This is a genomic window from Microbacterium candidum (assembly GCF_030315975.1).
Classification (GTDB): Bacteria; Actinomycetota; Actinomycetes; order Actinomycetales; family Microbacteriaceae; genus Microbacterium; species Microbacterium candidum.
The window spans coordinates 415,899-441,698 of record NZ_JASXSZ010000001.1 but is presented as its reverse complement, the minus strand read 5'-3'; the positions used below and the strand labels follow the sequence as shown (position 1 = coordinate 441,698).

Here is a 25,800-nt window from a genome sequence, read left to right as displayed (position 1 = left end):
TCCGACGGAGGGAGGAGGCATCCTCCCCGATTCGGTCCTCCGCTCCTCTGTTCTCCTCCCCTCGTCGGGCCCGGAGGCCCCGTCGATGCGCCCGCGTATCCGTGCCGGCGAAACATCGACCGGATAACGTACGCCGCGTCACGTTGCATCCGGGGGACGATCAGCGTAATTTTGCCCGCCGTGACGAACGAGAGTCGCGAGGACGAAGTCGATGAAGTCCCGATCGCGAAACGCATCCTGATCGGCGACCCGCTGGCGTCGACCAACGCGGAGAGCCACCTCCTCCCGAAGCGCATGGCGCTGCCGATCTTCGCGTCGGACGCGCTGTCGTCCGTCGCGTACGGTCCGCAGGAGATGATGATGATCCTCCTCACCGGAGGACTCGCCTTCCTGGCGTTCAGCCCGTGGATCGCGCTCGCCGTCGTCGTGCTGCTCGCCGTCATCGTGCTGAGCTACCGGCAGCTGATCAAGGCGTATCCGTCCGGCGGCGGCGACTACGAGGTCGCGCGCAAGAACCTCGGCGAGATCCCGGGCGTGGTCGTCGCATCCGCCCTGCTCGTCGACTACGTCCTGACGGTCTCGGTGTCGGTCGCGTCCGGCGTCGACAACATCATCTCGGCGCTGCCGGCGCTGAACCCGTGGCGCGTGGAGATGGCCGTCGGGTTCGTCATCCTCATCGTCGTGGTGAACCTGCGCGGCGTGCGCGAGGCGTCGCGCGCCTTCGCGATCCCGACGTACATCTTCATCGGCTCGGTCGGCGTGATGGTCGTCACGGGCATCGTGGAGATCCTCCTCGGTCACCCGCCGGTCGCCTCCAGCGCCCAGTACCAGGTGCACGCGGACTCGATCACCCAGGCGGCGGTCATCCTCCTCGTCCTGCGTGCGTTCTCGAGCGGCTGTTCGGCCCTCACCGGCATCGAGGCGGTGTCGAACGGCGTGCAGGCGTTCCGCAAGCCGAAGATCCGCAACGCCCAGACCACGCTCGCGATGATGGGCACGATCGCCATCGTCCTGTTCTCCGGCCTCACGCTTCTCGCGCTCGTGGCGGGCGTGCACTACGCGGAGAACCCCTGCACCGAGCTCATCGGCTGGGACTGCAGCAATCCGCAGCCGAGCCTCATGGCGCAGGTCGCCGCCGCCACGTTCGGCATGGACAGCATCCCGTTCTTCGTCATCCAGGCGGCCACCGCGGTCGTCCTGCTCCTCGCAGCCAACACGGCGTTCAACGGGTTCCCCCTGCTCGGGTCGGTGCTCGCCCGCGACGGCTACGCGCCGAAGGCGCTCAACACCCGCGGCGACCGCCTCGTGTACTCGAACGGCATGATCATCCTCGGCCTCGTCGCCATGGGCGTGCTGATCATCTACCAGGCGAACCTCACGAACCTCATCCAGCTGTACATCATCGGCGTGTTCGTGTCGTTCACGCTCGGTCAGGTCGGCATGATCCGCCACTGGCGGCGGGGGCTGCGCGGCATCCGCCTCATGCCGGAGAATCTGCGCGACACGAAGGCGACCCGCAAGGAGGCGTTCGGGCTCCGGAAGGGCCTCGCGATCAACTCGCTCGGCGCGACGCTCACCTCGATCGTCCTCGTCATCGTCACGATCACGAAGTTCACGCACGGTGCCTGGCTCGTCTTCCTCGCGATCCCCGTGCTGTCGTTCCTCATGATCGGCGTGCACCGGTACTACCGCGACGTCGAGCACGAGATCGCGATGGATGACGACACCCACTTCGGCTCGCAGGGCGACGTCGCCCTCATCCTCGTGAACAAGCTGCAGAAGCCCGTCGTCAAGGCGATCGACTACGCCCTCGCCGCCAAGCACGAGAAGACGTTCGCCATCCATATCGCGGTGACGGCGGAGGACGCCGCCGATCTCGAGAAGGAATGGCGGGCGCATCGGATGCCGATCCCGCTCAAGATCATCGAGTCGCCGTTCCGCACGTACGCCGGCCCGATCGCCGAGTACATCAAGAAGTACCGGGCCGAGAACGGATCGGCCGTCATCACGGTCTACCTCCCGCAGTACATCGTCGGGCACTGGTGGGAGAGGATCCTCCACAACCGTCGGGCCAGCCGCATCGCGCAGCAGCTCATGCTCCTGCACGGCGTGTCGATCACGCTCGTGCCGTGGCTGCTCGACTCGTCCGAGCTCATCTACGGCCGACGTTCCCGAGCCCTTCCCGGCCAGGACCGCGCGGGGCGCTATTACGACGACAGCGTCGTCCAGAAGGGCCGCCGCGTCATGCGTCCGGCCGGACCGCCGAAGACGGCCTCCATCGACCTGAAGGAGCGCGACGGGAAGTAGCCCGCCGCATCCTGCTCTTCTCGAATCCCCTGGTTCACGCGAACCAGGGGATTCGTGTCGAAACGGGGTGCGCTGCGCCCTGGGTCGGGGCGAACCCCCGGTGTCGGAATCCAGGATGCCGAGACCGGGCCGGGCGTGAGAGGTCCGTAAGGGACCGCCGGGGCGCTGTATGGATTCCGTCAGGACGGCGGATCCGGCTCTCGCACAGGAGTTGCATCGGATCCCGGGACGCACCCGGCGGCCCGGATGGAGGCTTCCCGTGCTCGATGTGATCTGCATCGCCGCGACGATCGCGCTGTTCGCTCTCGTCGCCCTCGTCGCGAAGGCGGTGGAGAAGATCCGATGATCGTGTTCTCGCTCATCGCCGCCGCAATCGGCATCGCCGCGATCGTCTACCTCGTGGTCGCCCTCGTGAAGCCGGAGCGCTTCTGATGTCGCCCGACTCGGTCGTCCTCGGCATCCTGCAGGCTGCCACCCTCATCGTCCTGCTCGCGCTGCTCTACCGGCCGCTCGGCGACTACATGGCGAGGGTCTTCACGACCCGCAAGGACTGGGCCGTGGAGCGCGGCGTCTACCGCCTGATCGGCGTGGACTCGCAGTCTTCGCAGTCGTGGCCCGCGTACCTGCGCGGCGTCATCGCGTTCTCGCTCATGGGCGTGCTGTTCGTCTACGTGCTGCAGCGGATCCAGGCGATCCTGCCGTGGTCGCTCGGCCTGCCCCCGGTGCCGGAGGGCCTCGCGTTCAACACCGCGGTCTCGTTCGTCACGAACACGAACTGGCAGTCCTACTCGCCCGAGACGACGATGGGCTACACCGTCCAGTTCGCCGGGCTCGCGGTGCAGAACTTCGTCTCGGCCGCCGTCGGCATCGCCGTCGCGATCGCCCTCGTGCGCGGATTCGCCGCCCGCCGCAGCGGCACGATCGGCAACTTCTGGGTGGATCTCGTCCGCGCGAGCGGCCGCATCCTGCTCCCCCTCGCGGCCGTCGCGGCCGTCGTCCTCGTCATCGCGGGCGTCGTGCAGAACGTCGCCGGCTTCATGACCGTGCACACGCTGAGCGGCGCGGCGCAGTCGATCCCCGGCGGGCCGGTCGCCTCGCAGGAGGCGATCAAGCTCCTCGGCACGAACGGCGGCGGCTTCTACAACGCGAACTCGGCGCACCCGTTCGAGAACCCGACGCCGTGGACGAACCTGTTCGAGGTCCTGCTGCTGCTGGTCATCCCGTTCAGCCTTCCCCGAGCGTTCGGCCGCATGATCGGCGACAACCGTCAGGGGACCGCGATCGTCGCGGCGATGGCCACGATCGCCGTCGCCTCCCTCGCGGTCATGACGTGGTTCGAGACGACGTCCGGCGGAGCAGCCGTGAAAGCCGCGGGCGGCGTCGCGATGGAGGGCAAGGAGCAGCGCTTCGGCGTCCTCGGCTCGACGCTCTTCGCGACCGGGACGACCCTCACCTCGACGGGTGCGGTCGACTCGATGCACGACTCGTACACCGCGCTCGGCGGCATGATGGCGATGTTCAACATGATGCTCGGCGAGGTCGCGCCGGGCGGCGTCGGATCGGGCCTGTACGGCATCCTCGTCCTCGCGATCATCGCGGTCTTCGTCGGCGGCCTCATGGTCGGGCGCACCCCCGAGTACATCGGCAAGAAGATCGGTCCGCGCGAGATGAAGCTCGCGAGCCTGTACATCCTCGTGACGCCGACGCTCGTGCTCGCGGGCACGGCCCTGAGCTTCGCCCTGCCGGGCGTGCGCCAGAACGTCGAGAGCGTGTCGATCCTGAACCCGGGGCCGCACGGCATGAGCGAAGTGCTCTACGCCTTCACGTCGGCGGCGAACAACAACGGATCCGCATTCGCCGGCCTGACCGCGAACACGCCGTGGCTGAACAGCGCGCTGGCGGTCGCGATGCTGCTCGGCCGGTTCGTGCCGATGGTCTTCGTGCTCGCCCTCGCCGGATCCCTCGCACAGCAGGACATCGTGCCCTCGACGGCCGGCACGCTGCCCACCCACCGGCCCATGTTCGTCGGGCTCCTCGTCGCCGTCACCCTGATCGTCGTGGCGCTCACCTATTTCCCGGTGCTGGCGCTCGGACCCCTTGCGGAAGGACTCTGACATGACCACCGCCGTCTACGGACACGCCACTTCGACACAGCCCCCGATGTCGCCGCGCAAGAACCGCGCGTTCGGGTGGTCGCAGCTCTGGCAGGCGCTTCCCGGCGCCCTCCGCAAGCTGAACCCCGCCGATCAATGGCGCAACCCGGTCATGATGCTCGTGTGGGTCGGTGCCGCGCTCACCACGGTCATCGCGATCGCGCAGCCGTTCATCCCGGGGATGCAGACCTCGGGCGGCGCGGTCATCCCGCCGATCTTCACGTGGGGCATCGCGATCTGGCTGTGGATCACCGTGGTGTTCGCGAACCTCGCCGAGTCGGTCGCCGAGGGCCGCGGCAAGGCGCAGGCCGCCACGCTCCGCAAGACGCGCGCGACGACGATGGCGACCCGCGTCGTCGCGTACAGCGCTCAGGATGCGGCGGCCCTCCGCGCCGCCACGGAGCAGGTCGCCTCGACCGACCTGAAGCTGGGGGACATCGTCGTCGTGACGGCGGGCGAGCTCATCCCCGGCGACGGCGACATCGTCGCCGGCATCGCCACGGTGGACGAGTCGGCGATCACAGGCGAGTCCGCGCCGGTCGTGCGCGAATCGGGCGGCGACCGGAGCGCCGTCACGGGCGGTACGCGCGTGCTGTCCGACCGGATCGTCGTGAAGATCACGTCGAAGCCCGGCGAGACGTTCGTGGACCGGATGATCGCCCTCGTCGAGGGCGCGGTGCGGCAGAAGACGCCGAACGAGATCGCGCTCAGCATCCTGCTCGCGAGCCTCACGATCATCTTCGTCATCGTCGTGCTGACGCTGAACCCCATCGCCTCCTACGCGGCGCAGCCGGCCAGCATCCCGGTCCTCATCGCGCTGCTGGTGTGCCTCATCCCGACGACGATCGGTGCGCTGCTGTCGGCCATCGGCATCGCGGGCATGGACCGGCTCGTGCAGCACAACGTGCTCGCGATGTCGGGGCGCGCGGTCGAGGCCGCGGGCGACGTGACGACCCTGCTCCTCGACAAGACCGGAACGATCACGTACGGCAACCGCCGCGCGACCGCGTTCCTCGCGCTCCCGGGCGTCACCGACGAGGAGCTCACGCGGATCGCGGCCGAATGCTCGCTCGCCGACCCGACCCCCGAGGGCACCTCGGTCGTCGAGCTCGCGGCGAGCCGCGGCATCCACGTCTCCTCCCCCGCCGATGCGGAGGTCGTGCCGTTCACGGCCCAGACCCGGATGAGCGGACTCGACCTCGCCGACGGCTCGCGGCTGCGCAAGGGCGCGGGTTCGGCGGTGCTGGCGTGGCTCGCCGAGAACGACGCGGAGGTGACGGATGCCACGCGCGCGGCGCTCACGCGGATGGTCGACGGGATCGCGGCCGACGGCGGCACCCCGCTCGTCGTGGCGGTGGCCGGCCCACTGGTCATCGAGCCCGTCGAGGCGTCGTCGCTGCCCGCCGGGGAACGACCCCTCGACAGGCTCGCGGACCGTGGGCGCTCGGGGACCGCGGGCGCGCGGCCGCTCGGGGTCATCCACCTGAAGGACATCGTCAAGGACGGCCTGCGCGACCGTTTCACGGAGATGCGCGCGATGGGCATCCGCACCGTCATGATCACGGGCGACAACCCGCTGACCGCGGCGGCGATCGCGAAGGAGGCCGGCGTCGACGACTATCTCGCCGAGGCCACCCCCGAGGACAAGCTCGCGCTCATCCGGCGCGAGCAGGAGGGCGGCAACCTCGTCGCGATGACCGGTGACGGCACGAACGACGCGCCCGCGCTCGCGCAGGCCGACGTGGGTGTCGCGATGAACACGGGCACGTCCGCGGCGAAGGAGGCCGGCAACATGGTCGACCTCGACTCCGACCCGACGAAGCTCATCGACGTCGTCCGCATCGGCAAGCAGCTGCTCATCACACGCGGAGCGCTCACCACGTTCTCGCTCGCGAACGACATCGCGAAGTACTTCGCGATCATCCCCGCGATGTTCATGGCGGTGTACCCCGGGCTCGGCGTGCTCAACATCATGGGCCTGCACTCCCCCGCATCCGCCGTGATGAGCGCCATCATCTTCAACGCGATCATCATCGTCGTCCTGATCCCGCTGGCGCTGCGGGGCGTGAAGTACCGCGCCGCGAGCGCGTCGCAGATCCTGGGGCGGAACCTCCTGATCTACGGCCTCGGCGGCATCATCGCGCCGTTCATCGGCATCAAGCTCATCGACCTCGTGGTCGGCCTCATCCCTGGATTCTGACCCGGCCTGTGAAGGAGACGCTCATGTCCACCACCATCGCTCCCGCCCGACCCGCGCGTTCGAGCCGCCGCGGCACCATGCGCACCCTCGGCGCGGCCTTCCGCGCGATGCTCGTCGCGACCGTCGTGCTCGGCCTCGCCTACCCGCTGCTGATCACCGGGATCGCCCAGTCCGCCCTCTCCTGGCAGGCGAACGGATCGCTCATCGCCGACTCCCACGGGAACGCCGTCGGCTCGGCCCTGCTCGGCCAGACCTTCGCGGACGCGTCGGGGAAGCCGCTCGCGACCTACTTCCAGCCGCGGCCGTCCGCGGCGGGCAAGGGGTATGACGCCACGGCTTCCGGCGGCACGAACCTCGGGCCGAGCAACAAGACCCTCGTGAAGCAGATCGATGCGAACGGCGCGGCGATCGCCGCCTTCAACGGAGTCGATCCCTCGGCCGTTCCGCCGGATGCGGTCACGTCGTCCGGGTCGGGCCTCGACCCCGACATCAGCGTCGCGTACGCGCTCATCCAGGTCGACCGGGTCGCGCAGGCGCGCGGGATGTCGGATGCTGCGGTGCGCGCGCTCGTCGAGGCGAACACGCTCCCCCGGGACATCGGGTTCCTCGGCGAACCGCGGGTGAACGTCCTGAAGCTCAACCTCGCTCTGGACTCGGCGAAGTGAGTGCCCCGAGACTCGCCCGTGTCCCACAACATGCGGCTCGGCTCCGTCGATACCCACGCGTTGTGGGACACGTCATCCCGAGGTGTCCCATCAGACGCGGGGCGGCGCACGGGCTGGCCGCATGTTGTGGGACACGGGGCCGGGCGGCTCGTGGGCCCGAGCGACCCTGCGTCCGCGGGCACCGCCGCGAGCGCGCGCACCGCACGGCGCACTGCCCGCGACGAAGCCCGCACGGGAGAATGACACCATGAAGCGCGGCAGGCTGCGCGTCCTGCTCGGCGCCGCACCCGGCGTCGGCAAGACGTACGAGATGCTCGAGGAGGGCCGCACGCGGCTCGCCTCGGGCGTCGACGTCGTCATCGGCATCGTCGAGACGCACGGACGCAGTGCGACCGCCGCCCTCACGGAGGGTTTCGAGCAGGTGCCGCGGCGGCGCGTCGAGTATCGCGATGTCGAACTGGAGGAGCTCGACGTCGATGCCGTCCTCGAGCGCTCGCCCCAGGTCGCGCTCATCGACGAGCTCGCGCACACGAACGCACCCGGACTCCGGCACGAGAAGCGCTGGCAGGACGTCGCGGAGATCCTGGATGCCGGCATCGACGTCATCACCACCGTCAACGTGCAGCACATCGAGTCGCTCGGCGATGTCGTGGCGCAGATCACCGGCGTCGAGCAGCGCGAGACGGTTCCGGATGCGGTGGTCCGCGGCGCCGACCAGATCGAGGTCGTCGACCTCGCCCCGCAGTCCCTCCGGGACCGGCTGTCGGCGGGACAGGTCTATCCGGCCGACCGGATCGACGCAGCCCTGTCGAACTACTTCCGCCTCGGCAACCTCACCGCCCTACGCGAGCTCGCCCTGCTGTGGCTGGCCGACGAGGTCGACAGCGCGCTGAACACCTACCGCGCCGAGCACGGCATCGAAGGCACGTGGCGCGCCCGAGAGCGTGTCGTCGTCGCCCTGACCGGAGGAGCCGAGGGCGAGACGCTGATCCGGCGCGGGGCGCGGATCGCGGCGCGCGGTGCCGGCGGGGAGCTGCTCGCCGTGCACGTCTCGACGCAGGACGGCCTTCGCGCCGGCCCTCCCGGCGCCCTCGCGGAGCAGCGCGCGCTCGTCGAGTCGCTCGGCGGCTCGTACCACCAGGTGGTGGGCGACGACGTGCCGCACGCGCTCGTCGAGTTCGCCCGATCCGTGAACGCGACCCAGCTCGTGATCGGCGTGAGCCGTCGAGCGAGACTCGCGGCGGCCCTCGCCGGTCCCGGCATCGGCGCGACCGTCATCCGCGAGTCCGGCGACATCGACGTCCACATCGTGACGCACGCGGCGGCCGGCGGGCAGTTCGCGCTCCCCCGTGTCCGCGGCGGATCGCTCAGCGTGCGCAGGCGTGTGTACGGCTTCATCCTGGCGCTCGTCGGCGGTCCGCTGCTGTCGCTCCTGCTCTTCGCGCTGCACAGCGACAGCGCGATCACCGTCGACGTCCTCGCCTACCAGCTGCTCGTCGTCGTGGTCGCGCTCGTCGGCGGCATCTGGCCGGCCCTGTTCGCGGCCGTGCTGTCCGGGCTCACGCTCGACTACCTGTTCGTCGCGCCGGTCTTCACCGTGACGATCGCCGACCCCCTGCACGCCCTGGCGCTGGGCCTGTACGTCGTGAACGCCCTGCTCGTCAGCTGGATCGTCGATCAAGCCGCCCGGCGCACGCGCATGGCGCAGCGCGCCACCGCCGAGTCCGAGCTGCTCGCGACCGTCGCGGGCTCCGTGCTGCGCGGGGAGAGCGCCGTGCCCGCCCTCGTCACCCGCACGCGCGAGGCGTTCGGGCTGAGCGGGGTGCGGCTGGTCGCGGGCGAAGGTCCGGATGCGGTGGTCCTCGCCACCGACGGCGAGCCCATCCCGGGCGCGCAGCCGATGCGGGTCCCGATCGGCGGCGACGGCGCACCGCGCGCGACGCTCGAGCTGCACGGCGGAACCCTCGACGGACCCGAGCGACGATTGCTCGACGTCATCGTCGCCCAGCTCGGGGCGGCGATCGAGCACACCGACCTCTCAGAGACGGCGCGCGAGGCGGACGCCCTCGCCGAGGCCGATCAGGTGCGCACCGCGCTCCTGTCCGCGGTGAGCCACGACCTGCGGCGGCCGCTCGCGGCCGCGGTGGCCGCGGTCGGCGGGCTCCGCACGGCGGGCGACGCCCTGTCCGAGTCGGACCGCAAGGAGCTTCTCGCGACGGCCGATGAGAGTCTTGCCACCCTCTCCACCCTCGTCACCGATCTCCTCGACGTCAGCCGTGTGCAGGCCGGGGTGCTGGCCGTCTCGCTGAGGCCGACGGATGCCGCGGGCGTCGTGCTCGCGGCGGTCGACGAGCTCGGCCTCGGACCTGTCGCCGTCGAGCTCGCCCTCGATCCGGACCTCCCGCCGCTGCATGCCGACGCCGTGCTGCTGCAGCGCGTGATCGTCAATCTCCTGGCGAACGCCCAGCGCCACTCGCCGGAGGGCGAGCGCGTGCGCATCTCCACGAGCCGGCTCGGCGACACCGCAGAGATCCGGGTCGTCGACCACGGCGCGGGCGTGCCCGTCGACGAGCGCGACGCGATGTTCGCCCCGTTCCAGCGCATGGGCGACACCGACAACACCGCCGGACTCGGACTCGGCCTCGCCCTCTCCCGCGGCTTCGCGGAGGGGATGGGCGGGTCGCTGTCCGCGGAGGACACCCCCGGCGGCGGCCTCACGATGGTGGTGGCGCTGCCCGTCGAGGGGGCGGCCGCATCCTCATCCTCCGAAACTCGGACACCCGCGCGGAATCCGGATGCGATGCGCGCGGACTCTCCGCGATCGGGCGAGAACTCCGAATTCGGGATGCCGCAGCACGGCGCCCCGCACAGCTCACGGGAACCGCATCCCGGATCGGGCAAGGTGGAATCGTGAAGGTCCTGATCGCGGACGACGATCCGCAGCTCGTCCGGGCGCTGCGCATCACGCTCGCCGCTCACGGCTACGACGTCGTCGCGGCGCCGGACGGCGCGGCGGCCATCACGCTCGCCGCGCAGGCGCACCCGGACATCGTCCTGCTGGATCTCGGGATGCCGAAGCTCGACGGCGTGCAGGTGATCCACGCGCTGCGCGGCTGGACGGACGCCCCGATCATCGTCGTGTCCGGTCGCACCGGCTCGGCCGACAAGGTCGACGCCCTGGATGCGGGCGCAGACGACTACGTGACGAAGCCTTTCCAGATCGACGAGCTGCTCGCGCGTCTGCGGGCACTGTCGCGGCGGGCCGTGACATCCCCCGCCGGCGCCGTCGTCCGTTTCGGCGACGTCACGGTCGACCTCGCCTCCCATGCGGTGAGCCGCGGCGCGGCGCCGGTGCATCTCACGCCCACGGAGTGGCGGATGCTGGAGTTCCTGGCCCGCAATCCGGGCGCCCTCGTGACGCGGCAGACGCTCCTGAAGGAGATCTGGGGCACCGAGCAGATCTCCGACTCCGGATACCTGCGCCTCTACATGTCGCAGCTGCGCAAGAAGCTCGAGCCGGACGCCTCCGCCCCGCAGTTCCTCCTGACCGAGGCGGGCATGGGCTACCGCCTCCTCGCCGAGTAGCCCGGTGACACGCGGATAGCCGTTGCGTAGGCTTCGGCTATGAGCCGGCAATGGGTGTGGTGGGTCCTCGGGGCCATCGGGCTCGTGCTCGTCGCGATCCCGGCCGTGCTGCTGACGATCGGCTCCGTGTGGGCGACCGCCGACCACACCGCCGCCGCGACGCGCATCTGCGCGTCGCTCGCGGGAGCATCGCATCTCGACGCGGTGACCTGGGAAAGCGGTCTCTCCCCGCACTGGACGTGCGAGTGGTCGAACGACGCCGCCCGCACGGCAGGCAGCGCGAACATCCGCTGGTACGAGATCCTTCGGTAGGTGGGACCGCCCTGCACCCAGCCAGGCAAGGCAGACTGGATGCATCCCCCTTCCACCGAACGAACGGACACCGTGACCCGCGCTGACTTCCCGCTGCTGGCCGCGCATCCCGAGCGCATCTACCTCGACTCCGCGGCGACGTCGCAGCGCCCCGCATCCGTCATCGCGGCTGAGCGCGCATTCGTCGAGAACGACTACGCCGCCGTCCACCGCGGCGCGAGCGAGGCCGTCGGCCGGTCGACGGAGGCCTTCGAGGGAGCCCGCGAGCGCGTCGCCCGGTTCGTGGGCGCGCAGCCGAATGAGATCGTGTGGGCCGAGAACGCGACGGATGCGCTCAACATCGTGGCGCTCGGGATCTCCGACGCGAGCCTCGGCCTGGGTCCACGCGAACTCGCGCTGAAGGAAGGCGACGAGATCCTCGTCACCGAGGCCGAGCACCACGCGAACCTCATCCCGTGGCAGCGACTCGCGGCCCGCACGGGCGCCCTCCTGCGGTGGGCGGAGGTCGACGACGACGGCATCTGGACGATCGACGCGCTGCGCGCGGCATCCTCCCCCCGCACCCGGATCGTCGCGTTCGCGCACGTCTCCAACGTCACCGGGTACATCGCCCCGGTGGCCGACGTCGTCGCCCTCGCGCGCGAGCTCGGTGCGATCACGGTGCTGGATGCCTGCCAGTCGGCGCCGCACCTCTCCCTCGACCTCGCCGGGCTCGGCGTCGACTTCGCGGCGTTCTCGGCCCACAAGATGCTCGGGCCGACGGGTATCGGCGTGCTCTACGGGAGATCCGAGCTGCTCAACGCGCTGCCCCCGGCACGCACCGGCGGATCGACGATCACGACCGTGACGATGACCGAGGCGAGATTCCTCCCCGCGCCGCAGCGATTCGAGGCGGGCACGCAGCCCGTGTCGCAGGCCGTCGGACTGGGAGCCGCCGTCGACTACCTGGAGAGCTTCGGGATGCAGCGCCTGCACACGCGCGAGGTCGAGCTCGCGGGGCTGTTGACGGATGCGGTCGCCGCTGTTCCCGGGGTGCGTCTCCTCGGCCCCCGCCCCGGCGCCGCGCGCGCATCGCTCGTGAGTGTGGACGTCGACGGGGTCCATGCCCACGATGTCGGGCAGTTCCTCGACTCCCGCGGCATCGCGGTCCGCGTCGGGCACCACTGCGCACAGCCGCTGCACCGCCGCCTCGGGATCACGGCATCCACCCGCGCGAGCGCCTATCTGTACTCGACCTCCGACGACATCGCCGCCTTCGCGGCCGCCCTCGGCGAGGTCCGCCCGTTCTTCGGAGCCGGCCGGTGAGCGGCGGGCTGGAGGGCCTGTACCAGGAGGTCATCCTCGATCACGCGAAGCGTCGTGTCGGTGCGGGGAGCGTCGAGGGCTGGGCGCATACGCACCACGAGGTCAATCCGACGTGCGGCGACGAGATCACGGTCGGCGCAGTCGTCGACGACGGTCACGTGGAGCTCGTGTGGGACGGGCGTGGATGCAGCATCTCGACCGCCTCCGCATCGGCGATGTCGGAGCTGCTGGCGGACGCATCCCCCGCCGACGCGCACGAGGCCATCGACGCGTTCCGCACGATGATGCGCTCGCGCGGCGAGGGCGAGCCGCCCGAGCTCCTCGGGGACGCGGAGGTGTTCCAGGGCGTCGCCCGCTACGTCATGCGCGTCAAGTGCGCGATGCTGCCCTGGGTCGCGCTGGAGGCCGCGCTCGCCCAGGCCGAGGCCACCTGACCGGCGTCGGGTCCTCGAGTCCAAGGACCACCGGTCCCCGAGCCCACACATCGGTCCCCGAGCCCACACATCGGTCCCCGAGCTTGTCGAGCGGTCCCCGAGCTTGTCGAGCGGTCGTCGCTGATCGCGCGGCAACATCCACCGCCCGGGTCGTTGAGCGAGGAGCGCCAGCGACGAGTCGAAACGCGGTGACCTTTCGAGGTCGGCTCCCTGCGTTTCGTCTCGCTCGTTCCTCGCTCGCTCAACGACCCGTGGGGGGGGTATTTCACGGTCCCCGAGCTTGTCGAGGGGTCGTCGTAGCTGCTCAATTACGACCCCTCGACGGGCTCGGGGACCGGCGGCGGGTCAGCGGTCGAGGACCTCGCGCAGGCGCACGCCGAACTCGACTGGGATGCCGGGGTACATCGGCTCGTCGTGGAACGATCCGTGGCTGCCGGGGAATTCCGTCGGCTCGATCCCGACCGCCGCGGCGATCGCGCGAGCCCCGCGCGCGGCCATGGTCTGGCCCGACTCGACGCCGTAGGCGAGGACGAGCCGGTCGCCCAGCCCCCGCAGTGCGTCGACGTCGACCGGGTCGACGATGATCGACGGCATGTTGCGGAACAGCGGGTTCGTACGATCGCGGTCGTCCTCCGCCGACATCCCGAACATCGCCGGGTCGGGCGCGGGCTGTTCCAGGTAGCCGGCCGGCACGACCCCGTCATACATCACGAACCCGATGAACTTGGCCATCGCGGGGCCGTTGCCCTCCTCCGCGTAGGTGCGCTTGAGGTCGGAGATGACCGCCCGCACCTCGTCCGCATCCGGCAGCAGCGGAGCCGACGGCGGCTCGTGCGCGACGACGGTCCGAACATCGGCGGGATGCCGCGCTGCGAGCGTGAGCAGGTTCACCGCCCCGCCGCTCGACCCGAACGCATCAACCGGCCCGACCCCGAGCGCCTCGATGACCCGGTGCACGTCCTCGGCGTGCTCCGCCGTCGTGATGTCGGCGACTCCTGTCGCATTGCGGCCCGTCCCGCGCGGATCGTACGTCACGACGGCCCGGTCGGGGAACTGCTCGGCGAGCTGGCGGAAGCCGGAGGCATCCATCGGCGCTCCGAACAGGAAGAGCGGAACCCCAGTGGAGAGGTCGCCCTGCACGTCGTACGTGATCGCATCCTGGCCCTCGCCGACGACGTGGGTCGAGATCGTCAATTCAGTCATGTCGAAATCCTTTCGCGATACAGAGGTCAGACGGATGCCAGGACTTCGCGCTCGAGGCGCTCGTAGCTGGTCTCCATGCCTTCGGTCATGCCGGTCGCGAGGACCATGTCGCGGGTCGCGGCATCCGGGTACGTGATGATGAGGGTGAGCAGCGTCGCGCCGTTCTCTTCGTACAGCTGGAGGTCGTTGACCGTCGACGGATAGTCGGTGCCGGTCATGTGCTCCGTCGTGACGCTGCGGCGCGGCGCATCCACCACGAGGTTCTCCCCGTCGAAGCCGAACGACTCGCCCGGGCCCTCCCACGCGTAGCGGTAGCTGCCGCCCACCGCGGGGTCGACCTCGCACACCGTCATGCGCCAGCCGTCGGGGCCGAGGAGCCACTGCTTGAGGAGCTCCGGCTCGGTGTGCGCGCGCCAGACGAGTTCGCGCGGGCCGTTCACGAGGCGCGTGATGCGCACGTGCTGGTCGTCGAGCACCTCGACGCGGGTGCCCTTGCCCTCGGCGTAGGCGCGGAGGTCCTGGAGCACGGTGTCGAGCTGGCCCATCGCCATCCGCATCCCCTCGACCATGCCCATCGCGACCTGCTGCTCGAGCGACTCGAGCGACTCGAAGTGCGTCACGCCGTGGAATCGCGTGCGGGAGCCCTCGGCCGTGAACGTGAAGACCATCCGCATCGGAGCCATGCCGGCGATGAGGTCGCCGTCCTCGTCGGCGAACCCGTCGAGGACCTCGTACGAGTCGGGCGCGTCGATGCGGAGGAACTCCCAGCGCGCGTGATGCGTCTGTCCGTCAGGGCCGGTCAGCGAGTACTTCGCCACTCCTCCCGGCTCGAAGTCGAAGGCACGGAAGGTCGCCGGCCACCCGGGAGGGCCCCAGAAGCGCTCGAGCTGGCGCGGGTCGGTGAAGACGCTCCACACGCGCTCGACGGATGCGTCGAACTCGGCGTGGACGTTCATCGTGAGCGCCTCCGGGTCAGGGGTGATCTGCGTGACGGGCATTGCTCTCTCCTTCGGTCGGCTCGGCGAGCAGCGCATCGATGGCGGCGATGCGGTGGCGCCACAGCTCCTGGTAGCGCTCCAGCAGCTGCTGGGCGCGGGCGATCATGCGGGGATCGGTGCGCACGAGTCGCTCCCTTCCCTCAGCCCGCTTGATGATCAGGCGGGCGGCCTCGAGCACGGCGACGTGCTTCTGCACCGCGGCGAACGACATGTCGTACTCCGCCGCGAGCGCCGAGACCGACTGTTCGGCCTCGATCGTGCGGCGCAGGATGTCACGCCGCGTCGCATCCGCGAGGGCCCGGAAGATCCGGTCCACCTCGTCGTCGCTGAGCTCTTGTTCTACAACCATTTGGTTGTAGGTTATGCCTGGCGCCCAGGACTGTCAACCCCTCGTGCAGAACTCCACCCGTCCGGCGACTTCCGGCCGGAGAACGCACCCTTCGCCGGTCAGCCGGCGCGGATCGGTGGAGTTCTGCACCAACCGACACCGGGAACACGACGGCCCCGGGGCCGAAACCCCGGGGCCGTCGTGTGCGGAGCAGGATTACTGCGCGTCACCGTCCTGCGACGGGTTGACCGACTGCACCGAGCCGTCGGCGTTCAGCAGGACACGCGGCGCGGACGCCTGGCCGAACTCGAACATCGGGTTCAGCGAGCCGGCGGTCGCGTCGAACGACGAGTCCCCCACACGGCCGATCTTCCAGTTGTCCTCGATGAACTTCAGGATCGACGGCTGCGACGTCTCGTTGTGCGCGATGAAGTTCGTCTTCGCGTACGGCGAGATCACGACGAGCGGCAGGCGCTGGCTGGGGCCGCAGCGGTCGGCGTAGCCGCCGAGCGTCGGAGCCGTCGACGACGAGCACACCGCGAGGTCGTGCGCCGCGCTGTGCGACGCGTTCGAGATCGCCGGAGCGACGTGGTCGTACCAGCCGTCCGAGTCGTCGTAGGAGATGACGACCGCGGTCGACGCCCAGTCCTTCGACTTCTGCAGCGCATTGATCTCGTTCACGATGAAGTGCTGCTCATCGATCGGGTCGGAGTAGCCCGCGTGGCCGTCCTGGTACTCGGACGCCTTCAGGAACGACACCGCCGGCAGGCGTCCAGCCGCAAGCGCTGCGTCGAAGTCCGTCAGGTCGTAGTTGTGGTTGGCCTGGTCGGTCTTGCCGATCATGGCCACCGACGACGGAGCGACGTGGTGCGGGTTCGACGTCGACGCGTAGTACGCGAACGGGTTGTGGTGCGGGCTGTAGTCGACGACGGAGGCGCCGGCGAGGTTCGTGTGGGTCGCACCGCACACCGAATAGGTCGCGCCGTTGCCGGCGCTGGTCGTGGGACGGAAGCCGCCCTGGAACCATCCCCACGTCACGCCCTTGGCGTTCAGCAGGTCGCCGACGTTCTTGCCCTGGCCGGCGGCGAGGGTGTTCGTCGACGTGTGGTTCTTGTCGGAACAGTCGTCGTAAGCGGGGTCAGGGTCGTTGATGACCGTGCCGACGCCCGCGGCATTCGGGTCCGCCAGCGTGTAGGAACCCGGCGTCGCGACCTGCTTCAGCGTCTTCGAGTCGACCTCGGTGAAGCCGTGCGTCTGGCCCGAGATGAGGTTCAGCGCACCGGGCGTCGAGGGACCGAACGTGGCATCCCACGAGTTGTCCGACATCGCATAGTTCTGCGCGTAGTTCCACATCGCGGCGACGGTGTTGCCGTCGTAATAGTCCATCGCGAGGCCGGGCGCGCCGTAGAGGCCCGTGCACGTGTCGACGGAGACGCTCTGCACGAAGCGGTCCATCGCCCCGCCGTTCACGGCCTTCTGCTCCGGCGTGTACGCGTGGTTCTGGTCGCACGTCGCGGCCTGCGCGGGCGTGAGACGCGACGGCAGGTAGACGTTCGGGTTCGACGTCAGGGCGCCGGACGTCACGAGGTTGTCGTTGCGCGGGGTCTTCGCCGCGGCCGTGAACGTCGTGCCGTCGGTGTTCGCCGCCTGCGGGTAGGTGCCGTAGTAGTGGTCGTAGGACACGTTCTCGCCGAAGATGACGACGACGTGCTTGATGGGCGTCTGGGTCTGGGCGGACCGGTCGGCCGGCTGCTGGGCGGAGGCCGCGGACGCGCCGCCGATCGCGAGACCGGCGACGGCGAGAGCCGCACCGGCGGCGATCAGGCCGCGGCGCGAGAGCTTCGGAGTGGATGCCACGACGAAGTCCTTTCGGGAGGGATGGGGATGCGGGTTCATCCTTCGCCTCGCGTGTGACTGGCTGGATGCCCGCAGCCTGAACATCGGATGAACGATCGCTTCAGCGTCCGAACAGTGCCCGCCCGTATCGGTCCGACGCGTCGCGCACCCCCGGCAGCGCGAAGAAGTACCCTCCCCCGACGGGCGAGATGTAGTCGACGAGCGGCTCGTCGGCGAGCCGCTTCTGCGTGGCGACGAACTGCCGGTCGAGGTCCTGCACGAACGCGTTGAAGACGAGCCCCATGTCGAGGTTCCCGTCGACGTCGGTGCCCAGGTCGTAGTTGTATCCGCGGCGCAGGAGGCGCGAGGCATCCGTCGCATGAGAGCGGGGGTTCGCGAGCCGGATGTGCGCGTCGAGCGGGATCGCGGACCCCTTCGGATCGTCGGCGTAGTCCGGCGCGTCCGTCTCGCGGCTGCCGCTGAGCGGTGCGCCGGAGTCGCGGCGGCGCCCGATCATCCGCTCCTGCTCGGAGATCGTCACTCGATCCCAGAATTCGACGAGCATCCGGATGATGCGGATGACGTGGTACGAACCGCCCGCTGCCCACGCCGGCTCCCCGCCCCCATGCACCCACACGAGCCGGTCGGCGTCCTTCGCGGCGGGGTTGACGATGCCGTCCTTGAAGCCGAGGAGGTTGCGGGAGGCGCCGCTCGGGCGCGAGGGCGAGTCGAATCCGTCGATGCGCCAGCGCACCTGCATCCCGCCGCGCGTGTGCCGTGCGATGTCGCGCAGGGCGTGCAGGACGACGTCACGGCTGTCGGCGCACAGCTGCAGGAGGAGGTCGCCTCCGGTGCGGGCCGGGTCCAGATCGTCGTTGACGAAGACGTCCATCGGGCGCAGGTGCGCCGGGCGGAGCGACGGGATGCCGAGCACGTCGAAGAACGAAGCGCCGACGCCGAGCGTCACGGTGAGCCCGCCCGCGACGACGTCGGGTCCGAGCAGCCCGGAATCGGACGGCGGCGCCGAGATTCCGAGGTTCGGCGGGGTGCCGCCGGTCGTGAGGAACCGGGCGCGCTCGGTGATCGTCCCGAGCAGATCCGCGGCTTCCGCAGGCGTCGAGACGGTGAGGTCGAACGCGACGAAGGCGGCCGCGGCCTGCTTCGGCGTGAGGATGCCGGCCTGGTGGGGGCCGTGGAACGGCTCCGGCGCGGCGGCCGGCGCGGACTCCCCGTGCAGAGACGGCGCCCCGTACCCCGCGAGCGCCGCCGCGCCCGACGCAGCCGCAGCCCCGATGGCCCCGCGCAGGAATCCCCGACGCCCCAGCTCGGCACTCATCCGTTCGCCCTCCGCGGCTCGAGCATTGATGCGACGGGCGCGAGGTCTTCCGCGAGCTGCGAGACCTCCGCGTCGATGCGCTCCCGCTGCGCCCGCGAGAGGCTCGCGAGCGGTGGGAGGGATGCGGCATCCTCCCGCGTCCGCTCCAGCAGGGCGAGCGTTGCGGGCAGCTGCGAGAAGCGCGGGCCGAGCAGGGGTTTCAGGATGCCGAGCACCGCCACCGTCCCGTCGAGATTCGCGCCGACCGTCTGCAGGGAGCTGCCGCTGCCGAAGTCGGTGCGGCCGGTGAGCTCGAACTGCAGTGCGTTCTCGGTGATCTCGTGGGCGCGCAGCGCGAAGGTCAGCGGGTCGATCTGGTCGTGCTCGAAGGTCTGCTGCAGCCGGGCGACGGATGCCGCGAGCGCATCCGCGACGGGACGGAGGGTCGCCGCATCCTGCCCGCGCCACAGGCCGTACTCGAGCCGGTGGAAGCCGGTCCAGCCCGGGTCGGAGACGCCCTGCGGCAGGCCCGAGGGCAGGCCGTTGATCGCCCCGTCGAGGTCGCCGAACGCGCCGTACGCAGCGCCGAGTGTCTCGTACTGAAGGTGGGCGGGCAGCCAGTCCGTGCGGGCCGCGGCCAGATCGCCTCGGGCGATGTCTGCCTGCAGCGCGGCGACGGATGCGCCGAGAGCCGGCAGCCGCCCGGAGACGTAGTCCTGGTAAGCGCGCGTGGCGACCAGCAGATCGGCCTGGGCGACGGCGGCCACCGGCGACGGTGAGGTCCGGGGCCCACCGGTGATCGTCACGGTCGGCCCGGTCACGGTCTGCTCGTCCTCCATCGCACAGCGGAAGGCGTACGCCCCGCGCCCGAGCGTGATGTCCAGGGTCTGCGTCGTGCCGGCGCCGAGCGGATCGACCTCGGCGTAGACGGCTCCCGAGCCCGCATCTGTCAGATACACCTCGCCGGCGCGCGTGTCCGTGTTGTGGAGGACGAGATGCTGCGGGCCCGCACCGGGGTGCCCCCATCCCGTCCCGCACCGGTCGACCGATACCTCCACGGTGGTGGCGCCGGCGGACGCAGCAGCCGAGCACCCGGAAAGCAGGAGCGCCACGCCCGCAAGGCATGCGAAGGCGGAGCGGGCGGACACTGCGACAGCGTATGCACCGCCGTCCTCGCGGCCGCCCGTCTTCGCCGGATGTTCACCCGCCCGTCACTGGACGGACGCTTGGAGCCCAGCGCCTAGACTGGAGGGGTCCGGCATCCCCGATTCTTGGAGCTCAGCCGCGTGACCACCACAGTCTTCGACACCGTCTCCCATGCCGCCGAGACTCCGGAGCGCGAGCTGCCGTATGCGGCCCTCGGCCTGAAGGACGACGAGTTCGCGCAGATCAAGGAGATCCTGGGTCGGCGCCCCACCGGCGCGGAGCTCGCGATGTACTCCGTCATGTGGTCGGAGCACTGCTCCTACAAGTCCTCGAAGATCTACCTGCGCCAGTTCGGCCAGAAGGTCTCAGACGAGATGAAGGAACGGCTCATGGTCGGCATGGGCCAGAACGCCGGCGTCGTCGACATCGGCGAAGGCTGGGCGGTCACCTTCAAGGTCGAGTCGCACAACCACCCGAGCTACATCGAGCCGTTCCAGGGAGCCGCGACCGGCGTCGGCGGCATCGTCCGCGACATCATCTCGATGGGCGCGCGCCCCGTCGCCGTCATGGACCAGCTGCGCTTCGGCGCCATCGACAACCCCGACACCGCGCGCGTCGTGCACGGCGTCGTCAGCGGCATCTCGTTCTACGGCAACTGCCTCGGCCTGCCGAACATCGGCGGCGAGACCGTCTTCGACGCGGTCTACCAGGGCAACCCGCTCGTCAACGCCCTCGCGGTCGGCGTCCTCCGGCATGAAGACCTCAAGCTCGCCAACGCCCACGGCGCCGGCAACAAGGTCGTCCTGTTCGGCGCCCGCACCGGCGGCGACGGCATCGGCGGCGCCTCCATCCTCGCGTCCGACACGTTCTCCGAGGGCGGCCCGACCAAACGCCCGTCGGTGCAGGTGGGCGACCCGTTCGCCGAGAAGGTGCTCATCGAGTGCTGCCTCGAGCTGTACCGCGACGAGCTCGTCGAGGCCATCCAGGACCTCGGCGCCGCCGGCATCTCGTGCGCCACCTCCGAGCTCGCGGCGAACGGCGGCTCCGGCATGCGCGTCGACCTCGAGAACGTGCTGCTGCGCGACCCCACGCTCACGCCGGAGGAGATCCTCATGAGCGAGAGCCAGGAGCGCATGATGGCGATCGTCGCTCCGGAGAAGCTCGACGCGTTCCTCGCCGTCACCGGCAAGTGGGATGTCGAGACCTCCGTCCTCGGCGAGGTCACCGGCGACGGGCGCCTGCAGATCTTCTGGCACGGCGAGCAGATCGTCGACGTCGACCCCTCGACCGTCGCGGTCGACGGCCCCGTGTACGAGCGCCCGGTCGCGTACCCGGTGTGGATCGACGCGCTCCGCGACGACACTGCGACGGCCCTCGAGCGCCCGACGGATGCGGACACCCTGCGCGAGCAGTTCGTCCGCCTCGTCGCGAGCCCGAACCTCGCCGACACGTCGTGGATCACGAACCAGTACGACTACTACGTCATGGGCAACACCGCCCTCGCCTTCCCCGACGACGCCGGCATGATCCGCGTCGACGAGGAGTCCGGCCTCGGCTTCGCGATCGCCACCGACGCCAACGGCCGCTACTGCCAGCTCGACCCGTACCAGGGCGCGCAGCTCGCCCTCGCAGAGGCCTACCGCAACGTCGCCGTCACAGGCGCCGTGCCCGCCGCGGTCACCGACTGCCTGAACTTCGGCAGCCCGGAGAACCCCGAGGTCATGTGGCAGTTCTCGCAGGCCGTCGCCGGCCTCGCCGACGGATGCCTCGAGCTCGGCATCCCGGTCACGGGCGGCAACGTGTCGTTCTACAACCAGACGGGCGACACCCCCATCCACCCGACGCCGTTGGTCGGCGTCATGGGCATCATCGACGACGTCGCCCGCCGCATCCCGAGCGGGTTCCAGGATGCGGGCGAGAACCTGTACCTCCTCGGCGTCACCGCCACGGAGCTCAGCGGCTCACAGTGGGCCGCGACCGTCCACGGCCACCTCGGCGGCCGGCCGCCGGCCGTCGACCTCGCCGGCGAGAAGCGCCTCGCGGAGCTGCTGCGCGCCGCATCGGACCAGGGTCTCGTCTCGAGCGCCCACGACCTCTCCGAGGGCGGCCTCGCGCAGGCGCTCGCCGACACGACGATGCGCTTCGGCATCGGCGCCCGCGTCTGGCTCGACGAGCTCATGGAGCGCGACGGGGTGGATGCCGCATCCGCTCTGTTCTCGGAGTCCACCGGCCGCGTCCTCGTCTCGGTGCCGCGCGAGGACGACGTCAAGTTCCGCGGCCTGTGCGAGGGCCGCAACTACCCCGTGCTGCGCATCGGCGTGACCGACGCTCCCGCCGAGGGCGACACCACGCTCGAGGTGCAGGGACTGTTCACCATTCCGCTCGCCGAGCTGCGCGCCCTCTCCGCGGCGACCCTTCCCGACGCCTTCGGCCCGACCATCGCCGAGCCCACCGGCACGTCGGCACCCGGTCACTGAGCGGGCTCGCGTACCGTAACGCAGAGACGAAACGCTTCCAAGGAAAGAACATGTCGAACGACGAAGACGAGTACGCCGAGCTCAACGAGGGCCGCAACCGCCGCATGAAGATCATCGCGTGGGTGGTGATCGTCGCGCTGATCCTCGTCGGCGGCGGGGCGACGGTGCTCGCGCTTCTCGTTCCCGGCGCCTGATCCGGGCCGCCGCACTTCGCTCTCCGCGTACGCGCTGACGAACACCTGAGCGCCCGGCAGAGACGTCACCTGCCGGGGATACGATGAACCCGTGCACCCCCCCGACATCTGGGCTTTCTGGTGGCTCATCTTCCCGCTCATGGGAGTGATGGGCGCGATCGGGCGTGGATTCGAGCGCAACGCGCGTCGCCGGCACGCTCGGCGTCTGGAGATCATCCACGCGAAGAGCGAAGCGCGGGCGATCGCCCGCGGCTACCCGCTCCCCACCGGGGCAGTGCCCGTGCAGCAGCCGTACGGAGCCCCGGAGGAGTCGCTCGAGGCGCGCCTGCAGCGCCTGTTCGACGCACAGGATGCCGTCACCCACCGCTGGCTCGAATACGAGCTGGATGTCGCGAAGGTCATCTCGTACCCCGCGATGAGCGACGGCCGCCAGCCGCTGACCGCCGCGTTCCTCCGCGCGAAGAAGGTCGCCGACGGGCTGCGCCCCTCCTCCGCGAAGGCGAAGATCACCAAGGAGCAGTTCGACGAGTACCGCAACGCGGTCACCGACTACGAGGTCGCGTTCGATGTCGCGGAGCGCGATGCGCGCCGCATCCAGGACTCGAACTTCACGAGTGACGAGCGCAAGCGTCTCGACACCGCCAAGCAGCTGCTGTCCGTGGCCGTCGATCAGGCGGCGACGCCCGCCGAACGGCAGATCGCTTACAAGCGCGTGCGCGAGGAGCTCGACGGACTCATCTCGCTGTCCGACGGCGCGATCGACCGGCTCGAGAAGCAGGTCTCCCTCGAGCTGACCACGGGGCCCTCGGCAGTGCGGCCGGACCCGATGATGACGGCCGCCGCGCCGTCGGCGCCGCCTCCCGCGCAAGCTCCTCCTGCTGCCCAGCCGCAGCAGAGCGCCCCGCAGTCGCAGTCGATGCCCGCGCCGTGGCCCGTCCCATCGCGGTCCGCGAAGCGCCCCGAGACCCGCTGAGCGGAGCATCGCCGTCGGTCTTGCACGGCGGTGTCCGGCGCAGGCGTCGCGTTCGCGGCGCCTGCTGCCGATCAGGAGCGTCAGCTGGTCGGTGAGCGCGAGCTCACCGATCTCTCTCACGTCCTCGCCGACGACCGCCTGAGCACCGCGTGCATCTCGCGGAGCTGGGTGTTCTCGTCCTCCAGGTCCAGCACCATCGCGATGCCGGCGATGTTCAGTCCCGCAGCGAGGAGTTCGCTGATCCGGCGCAGCCGGGCCAGATCGTTGGCGCTATAGCGGCGGGTGCCGCCCTGCGTGCGCCCTGGTTCGAGCAGGCCGCGAGCCTCATACGCACGCAGGTTCTGCACACCCATGCCGACCAGCTCGGCGGCCACGGAGATGCCATACACCCCGCGCGCGTCATCCACGCCGGTCTCCGTCATGGCATCGCACCCCTCACATCCGCGTTCCGCGAATTCCTCTTGCCTCAGCATGCCACGTGTGCTACAACAAATCTATAGCGCAGGGCACAGATCCTCGTGGGAGCTGTGCCGGTTCGGAGCATCAACAGAACATGGAGGTGGATACGATGCTGATGCGCACAGACCCGTTCCGCGAACTGGATCGGCTCACCCAACAGATGTTCGATGGCACACTCGCCCACCCGTCGGTCATGCCGATGGATGCCTGGCGTGACGGTGACACCTTCCACGTCGAGTTCGACCTGCCCGGCGTCGCACCGGACTCGATCGACCTCGATGTCGAACGCAACGTCATCACGGTCAAGGCCGAGCGTCCGCACCGCGCCAGCGATGCGCAGCTGATCGCCGCAGAGCGTCCTCGCGGCATCTTCAGCCGGCAGCTGTTCCTCGGTGACAACCTCGACACCGACCACATCACAGCCGGATACGAAGCCGGTGTGCTGACGCTGCAGATCCCGGTCGCCGAGCACGCGAAGCCGCGCAAGATCACGGTCAGCACTGGCGAGAACCTGCAGGCGATCAGCGCCTGAGCCCCGGCCCCAGCCGGCGCACCGACCTCGAGAGGTGGCGACTCGCCCCGCCCGCGCCGTTTCCGTTGGCCGCCGTCGCGCCATCGCGCCCGGCGCCCGCACCCGAACGGTGCCTGATCCAGGCGGGCCGGACGGCCGCCCTCCTCCGAGGTCGGTGCGCGTGCGGGAAAGGCCGTCCCCATGAAGAAGGACGGTGACGCCCGGCGTCACCACAGAAGTCGATGGACGAACGATCATGACCGAGAACAGCAGCCGATTCGAGCTGATCAGCGTGACCCCCAGCGAATGGGTCATCGTCGACTCGCACGACGGGCCGCAGGACGCGTACGGCACAGTTGCCCGGATCTGGGAAGTCGACACCAACGAGTGCGAAGTGACATGGATGCGAGACCTCGCCCGGCCCACCTGGTACGCGACAGCGGAGGACGTGCTCGCCGACCTGAACACGACCCCGCACCGCACCAAGCCGGTGCCCATCCCCCACTTCGCCCCGCACCGAGTGGAAGCCATGGATCTTGCGGGAGTCTGAGTCCTCGTGCAGGTAGGCGATGACAACAGCAGAAGGAGGCGGGGCGGTGGAAGAGAGTCCGAGTGGCTGGCGTCGGTACGACTACGCGTTCTTCCCGGTGTTCCACGAGCGGTTCGAGCAGCGCTTCGGGGAAGGCACCGCTCCGTTCCTGGACCCGGCCGTGTACGACGCCGACCAGCCTCGACCGCGTGCGCAGTGGATCAACGTGGACACCGGGGCGGCCGTCGCCGTGGTCCCGGTCTGGGAGGACGATCAGTCGGCCCGCTCGTTCGCCGTCTTCTACCTGCCCCCATACGGGGGCATCTGGGTGCTGCGGCCGCCCGGGCTGACCGGGTACGTCGAGACGCCGGGCAAGGCCATGGCGGACGATGCCGCGCTCGCCCTGCGCAACGACTCCTTCCGCAAAGCGGTCGAGCACGCGGAGAAGTTCATCTACGGCCGATGAGGCGCGACCGCGGCACCGTCCGGGTCAGCGGCCTTCGGCGGCGTCCGTGTGGTGGCGGATGACCTCGGCCACGACGAAGTTGAACCACTTCTCCGCGAACTCGGGATCGAGGTCGGCCTCCTCGGCGAGGCGGCGCAGACGCGCGGTCTGCTGCTCTTCGCGTGCCGGATCGGACGGCGGCATCCCGTATTCGGCTTTCAACTGCCCCACCTGCTTCGTGCACTTGAAGCGCTCGGCGAGCAGGAAGATGAGCGAGGCATCGATGTTGTCGATGCTGCTGCGCAGGCGCAGCAGGGTCTCGTTCGGGTCGGCGGTCATGGCATCTCCTCCGCAACGACGATACGGGATGCGGGTTGCCGTATTTCCCGCATATCGCATGAGGCTGCGGGGATGCCGACCCATAT

25 protein-coding genes are annotated in these 25,800 nt (G+C 70.0%); 17 read left to right on the top strand and 8 right to left on the bottom strand.

Annotation, left to right across the window (positions count from 1 at the left end; genetic code table 11):
* Nucleotides 1-168: 168 nt before the first annotated feature.
* From QSV35_RS02150 to sufU, 11 genes are all read left to right on the top strand, one after another.
* Entirely contained in the window at nt 169-2,307 is a 2,139-nt protein-coding gene (locus tag QSV35_RS02150; protein ID WP_286287811.1) for an APC family permease, read from the top strand.
* A 169-nt stretch (nt 2,308-2,476) separates the two neighbouring features.
* Nucleotides 2,477-2,653 carry a hypothetical protein gene (locus QSV35_RS02145; RefSeq protein ID WP_286286254.1) on the top strand — a complete coding sequence of 59 codons (177 nt, stop codon included), beginning with the start codon at nt 2,477-2,479 and terminating at the stop codon, nt 2,651-2,653.
* Complete coding sequence (locus QSV35_RS02140) at nt 2,650-2,739, top strand: potassium-transporting ATPase subunit F (protein ID WP_286286252.1); 90 nt, start codon at nt 2,650-2,652, stop codon at nt 2,737-2,739. The genes QSV35_RS02145 and QSV35_RS02140 overlap by 4 nt, the downstream gene beginning before the upstream one ends.
* Entirely contained in the window at nt 2,739-4,421 is a 1,683-nt protein-coding gene (gene kdpA / locus QSV35_RS02135) for a potassium-transporting ATPase subunit KdpA (protein ID WP_286286250.1), read from the top strand. Before QSV35_RS02140 ends, kdpA begins: the two co-directional genes overlap by 1 nt.
* Nucleotides 4,422-4,467: 46 nt before the next feature.
* Nucleotides 4,468-6,660 carry a potassium-transporting ATPase subunit KdpB gene (gene kdpB / locus QSV35_RS02130; protein ID WP_286287810.1) on the top strand — a complete coding sequence of 731 codons (2,193 nt, stop codon included), beginning with the start codon at nt 4,468-4,470 and terminating at the stop codon, nt 6,658-6,660.
* Nucleotides 6,661-6,683: 23 nt separating this feature from the next.
* On the top strand, nt 6,684-7,325 hold the full coding sequence (gene kdpC, locus QSV35_RS02125; RefSeq protein ID WP_286286247.1) for a potassium-transporting ATPase subunit KdpC: 642 nt from the start codon (nt 6,684-6,686) through the stop codon (nt 7,323-7,325).
* Nucleotides 7,326-7,572: 247 nt separating this feature from the next.
* A complete protein-coding gene (locus QSV35_RS02120; RefSeq protein WP_286286245.1) occupies nt 7,573-10,239 on the top strand; it encodes an ATP-binding protein in 2,667 nt (888 codons plus the stop codon).
* Entirely contained in the window at nt 10,236-10,910 is a 675-nt protein-coding gene (locus QSV35_RS02115) for a response regulator (protein WP_286286244.1), read from the top strand. The genes QSV35_RS02120 and QSV35_RS02115 overlap by 4 nt, the downstream gene beginning before the upstream one ends.
* Nucleotides 10,911-10,949: 39 nt before the next feature.
* Entirely contained in the window at nt 10,950-11,222 is a 273-nt protein-coding gene (locus tag QSV35_RS02110; protein ID WP_286286243.1) for a hypothetical protein, read from the top strand.
* Between the two features lie 39 nt (nt 11,223-11,261).
* Nucleotides 11,262-12,527, top strand: a complete 1,266-nt coding sequence (locus tag QSV35_RS02105; protein ID WP_419956805.1) for an aminotransferase class V-fold PLP-dependent enzyme — start codon at nt 11,262-11,264, stop codon at nt 12,525-12,527.
* A complete protein-coding gene (gene sufU / locus QSV35_RS02100; RefSeq protein ID WP_286286239.1) occupies nt 12,524-12,961 on the top strand; it encodes a Fe-S cluster assembly sulfur transfer protein SufU in 438 nt (145 codons plus the stop codon). The genes QSV35_RS02105 and sufU overlap by 4 nt, the downstream gene beginning before the upstream one ends.
* A gap of 345 nt (nt 12,962-13,306) precedes the next feature.
* Here sufU and QSV35_RS02095 read toward each other — a convergent pair whose 3' ends face one another.
* From QSV35_RS02095 to QSV35_RS02070, 6 genes are all read right to left on the bottom strand, one after another.
* Nucleotides 13,307-14,164, bottom strand: coding sequence for an alpha/beta fold hydrolase (locus QSV35_RS02095; protein WP_286286237.1), 858 nt, complete (start codon nt 14,162-14,164; stop codon nt 13,307-13,309).
* 26 nt (nt 14,165-14,190) lie between these two features.
* A complete protein-coding gene (locus QSV35_RS02090) occupies nt 14,191-15,162 on the bottom strand; it encodes an SRPBCC family protein (protein ID WP_286286235.1) in 972 nt (323 codons plus the stop codon).
* Nucleotides 15,137-15,511: an ArsR/SmtB family transcription factor gene (locus QSV35_RS02085; protein ID WP_286286233.1), complete on the bottom strand. Its 375-nt coding sequence runs from the start codon at nt 15,509-15,511 to the stop codon at nt 15,137-15,139. Before QSV35_RS02085 ends, QSV35_RS02090 begins: the two co-directional genes overlap by 26 nt.
* Before the next feature lie 195 nt (nt 15,512-15,706).
* Entirely contained in the window at nt 15,707-17,347 is a 1,641-nt protein-coding gene (locus QSV35_RS02080; protein ID WP_286286231.1) for a phospholipase C, read from the bottom strand.
* Between the two features lie 100 nt (nt 17,348-17,447).
* A complete protein-coding gene (locus tag QSV35_RS02075) occupies nt 17,448-18,662 on the bottom strand; it encodes a Dyp-type peroxidase (RefSeq protein ID WP_286286230.1) in 1,215 nt (404 codons plus the stop codon).
* Nucleotides 18,659-19,789 carry an EfeM/EfeO family lipoprotein gene (locus QSV35_RS02070; protein ID WP_286286228.1) on the bottom strand — a complete coding sequence of 377 codons (1,131 nt, stop codon included), beginning with the start codon at nt 19,787-19,789 and terminating at the stop codon, nt 18,659-18,661. The genes QSV35_RS02075 and QSV35_RS02070 overlap by 4 nt, the downstream gene beginning before the upstream one ends.
* Before the next feature lie 138 nt (nt 19,790-19,927).
* Here QSV35_RS02070 and purL point away from each other — a divergent pair, with 138 nt between their 5' ends.
* From purL to QSV35_RS02055, 3 genes are all read left to right on the top strand, one after another.
* A complete protein-coding gene (gene purL, locus QSV35_RS02065) occupies nt 19,928-22,264 on the top strand; it encodes a phosphoribosylformylglycinamidine synthase subunit PurL (RefSeq protein ID WP_286286225.1) in 2,337 nt (778 codons plus the stop codon).
* Between the two features lie 50 nt (nt 22,265-22,314).
* The gene (locus tag QSV35_RS02060; RefSeq protein WP_286286223.1) at nt 22,315-22,458 is read left to right on the top strand and encodes a hypothetical protein; all 144 of its coding nucleotides are present in this window, start codon (nt 22,315-22,317) and stop codon (nt 22,456-22,458) included.
* A 91-nt stretch (nt 22,459-22,549) separates the two neighbouring features.
* Nucleotides 22,550-23,431, top strand: a complete 882-nt coding sequence (locus QSV35_RS02055; RefSeq protein WP_353618951.1) for a hypothetical protein — start codon at nt 22,550-22,552, stop codon at nt 23,429-23,431.
* Between the two features lie 116 nt (nt 23,432-23,547).
* Here QSV35_RS02055 and QSV35_RS02050 read toward each other — a convergent pair whose 3' ends face one another.
* A complete protein-coding gene (locus tag QSV35_RS02050; RefSeq protein WP_286286220.1) occupies nt 23,548-23,853 on the bottom strand; it encodes a MerR family transcriptional regulator in 306 nt (101 codons plus the stop codon).
* Between the two features lie 146 nt (nt 23,854-23,999).
* Here QSV35_RS02050 and QSV35_RS02045 point away from each other — a divergent pair, with 146 nt between their 5' ends.
* The 3 genes from QSV35_RS02045 (at nt 24,000) to QSV35_RS02035 (ending at nt 25,396) form a co-directional block, all read left to right on the top strand.
* Nucleotides 24,000-24,422 carry an Hsp20/alpha crystallin family protein gene (locus tag QSV35_RS02045; RefSeq protein WP_286286218.1) on the top strand — a complete coding sequence of 141 codons (423 nt, stop codon included), beginning with the start codon at nt 24,000-24,002 and terminating at the stop codon, nt 24,420-24,422.
* Nucleotides 24,423-24,657: 235 nt separating this feature from the next.
* The gene (locus QSV35_RS02040) at nt 24,658-24,951 is read left to right on the top strand and encodes a hypothetical protein (RefSeq protein ID WP_286286216.1); all 294 of its coding nucleotides are present in this window, start codon (nt 24,658-24,660) and stop codon (nt 24,949-24,951) included.
* 46 nt (nt 24,952-24,997) lie between these two features.
* The gene (locus QSV35_RS02035) at nt 24,998-25,396 is read left to right on the top strand and encodes a hypothetical protein (RefSeq protein ID WP_286286214.1); all 399 of its coding nucleotides are present in this window, start codon (nt 24,998-25,000) and stop codon (nt 25,394-25,396) included.
* A gap of 24 nt (nt 25,397-25,420) precedes the next feature.
* Here QSV35_RS02035 and QSV35_RS02030 read toward each other — a convergent pair whose 3' ends face one another.
* Entirely contained in the window at nt 25,421-25,714 is a 294-nt protein-coding gene (locus QSV35_RS02030) for a chorismate mutase (RefSeq protein ID WP_286286212.1), read from the bottom strand.
* Nucleotides 25,715-25,800 lie beyond the last annotated feature (86 nt).

Excerpts from the sequence above, each read along its gene's own strand:
- QSV35_RS02145 (WP_286286254.1), top strand. The coding sequence starts at position 2,477 with ATGGATTCCGTCAGGACGGCGGATCCGGCTCTCGCACAGGAGTTGCAT.
- QSV35_RS02140 (WP_286286252.1), top strand. The coding sequence starts at position 2,650 with ATGATCGTGTTCTCGCTCATCGCCGCCGCAATCGGCATCGCCGCGATC.
- kdpA (WP_286286250.1), top strand. The coding sequence starts at position 2,739 with ATGTCGCCCGACTCGGTCGTCCTCGGCATCCTGCAGGCTGCCACCCTC.
- kdpB (WP_286287810.1), top strand. The coding sequence starts at position 4,468 with ATGTCGCCGCGCAAGAACCGCGCGTTCGGGTGGTCGCAGCTCTGGCAG.
- kdpC (WP_286286247.1), top strand. The coding sequence starts at position 6,684 with ATGTCCACCACCATCGCTCCCGCCCGACCCGCGCGTTCGAGCCGCCGC.
- QSV35_RS02120 (WP_286286245.1), top strand. The coding sequence starts at position 7,573 with ATGAAGCGCGGCAGGCTGCGCGTCCTGCTCGGCGCCGCACCCGGCGTC.
- QSV35_RS02110 (WP_286286243.1), top strand. The coding sequence starts at position 10,950 with ATGAGCCGGCAATGGGTGTGGTGGGTCCTCGGGGCCATCGGGCTCGTG.
- QSV35_RS02105 (WP_419956805.1), top strand. The coding sequence starts at position 11,262 with ATGCATCCCCCTTCCACCGAACGAACGGACACCGTGACCCGCGCTGAC.
- QSV35_RS02095 (WP_286286237.1), bottom strand. The coding sequence starts at position 14,164 with ATGACTGAATTGACGATCTCGACCCACGTCGTCGGCGAGGGCCAGGAT.
- QSV35_RS02090 (WP_286286235.1), bottom strand. The coding sequence starts at position 15,162 with ATGCCCGTCACGCAGATCACCCCTGACCCGGAGGCGCTCACGATGAAC.
- QSV35_RS02085 (WP_286286233.1), bottom strand. The coding sequence starts at position 15,511 with ATGGTTGTAGAACAAGAGCTCAGCGACGACGAGGTGGACCGGATCTTC.
- QSV35_RS02075 (WP_286286230.1), bottom strand. The coding sequence starts at position 18,662 with ATGAGTGCCGAGCTGGGGCGTCGGGGATTCCTGCGCGGGGCCATCGGG.
- QSV35_RS02060 (WP_286286223.1), top strand. The coding sequence starts at position 22,315 with ATGTCGAACGACGAAGACGAGTACGCCGAGCTCAACGAGGGCCGCAAC.
- QSV35_RS02050 (WP_286286220.1), bottom strand. The coding sequence starts at position 23,853 with ATGACGGAGACCGGCGTGGATGACGCGCGCGGGGTGTATGGCATCTCC.
- QSV35_RS02045 (WP_286286218.1), top strand. The coding sequence starts at position 24,000 with ATGCTGATGCGCACAGACCCGTTCCGCGAACTGGATCGGCTCACCCAA.
- QSV35_RS02040 (WP_286286216.1), top strand. The coding sequence starts at position 24,658 with ATGACCGAGAACAGCAGCCGATTCGAGCTGATCAGCGTGACCCCCAGC.
- QSV35_RS02030 (WP_286286212.1), bottom strand. The coding sequence starts at position 25,714 with ATGACCGCCGACCCGAACGAGACCCTGCTGCGCCTGCGCAGCAGCATC.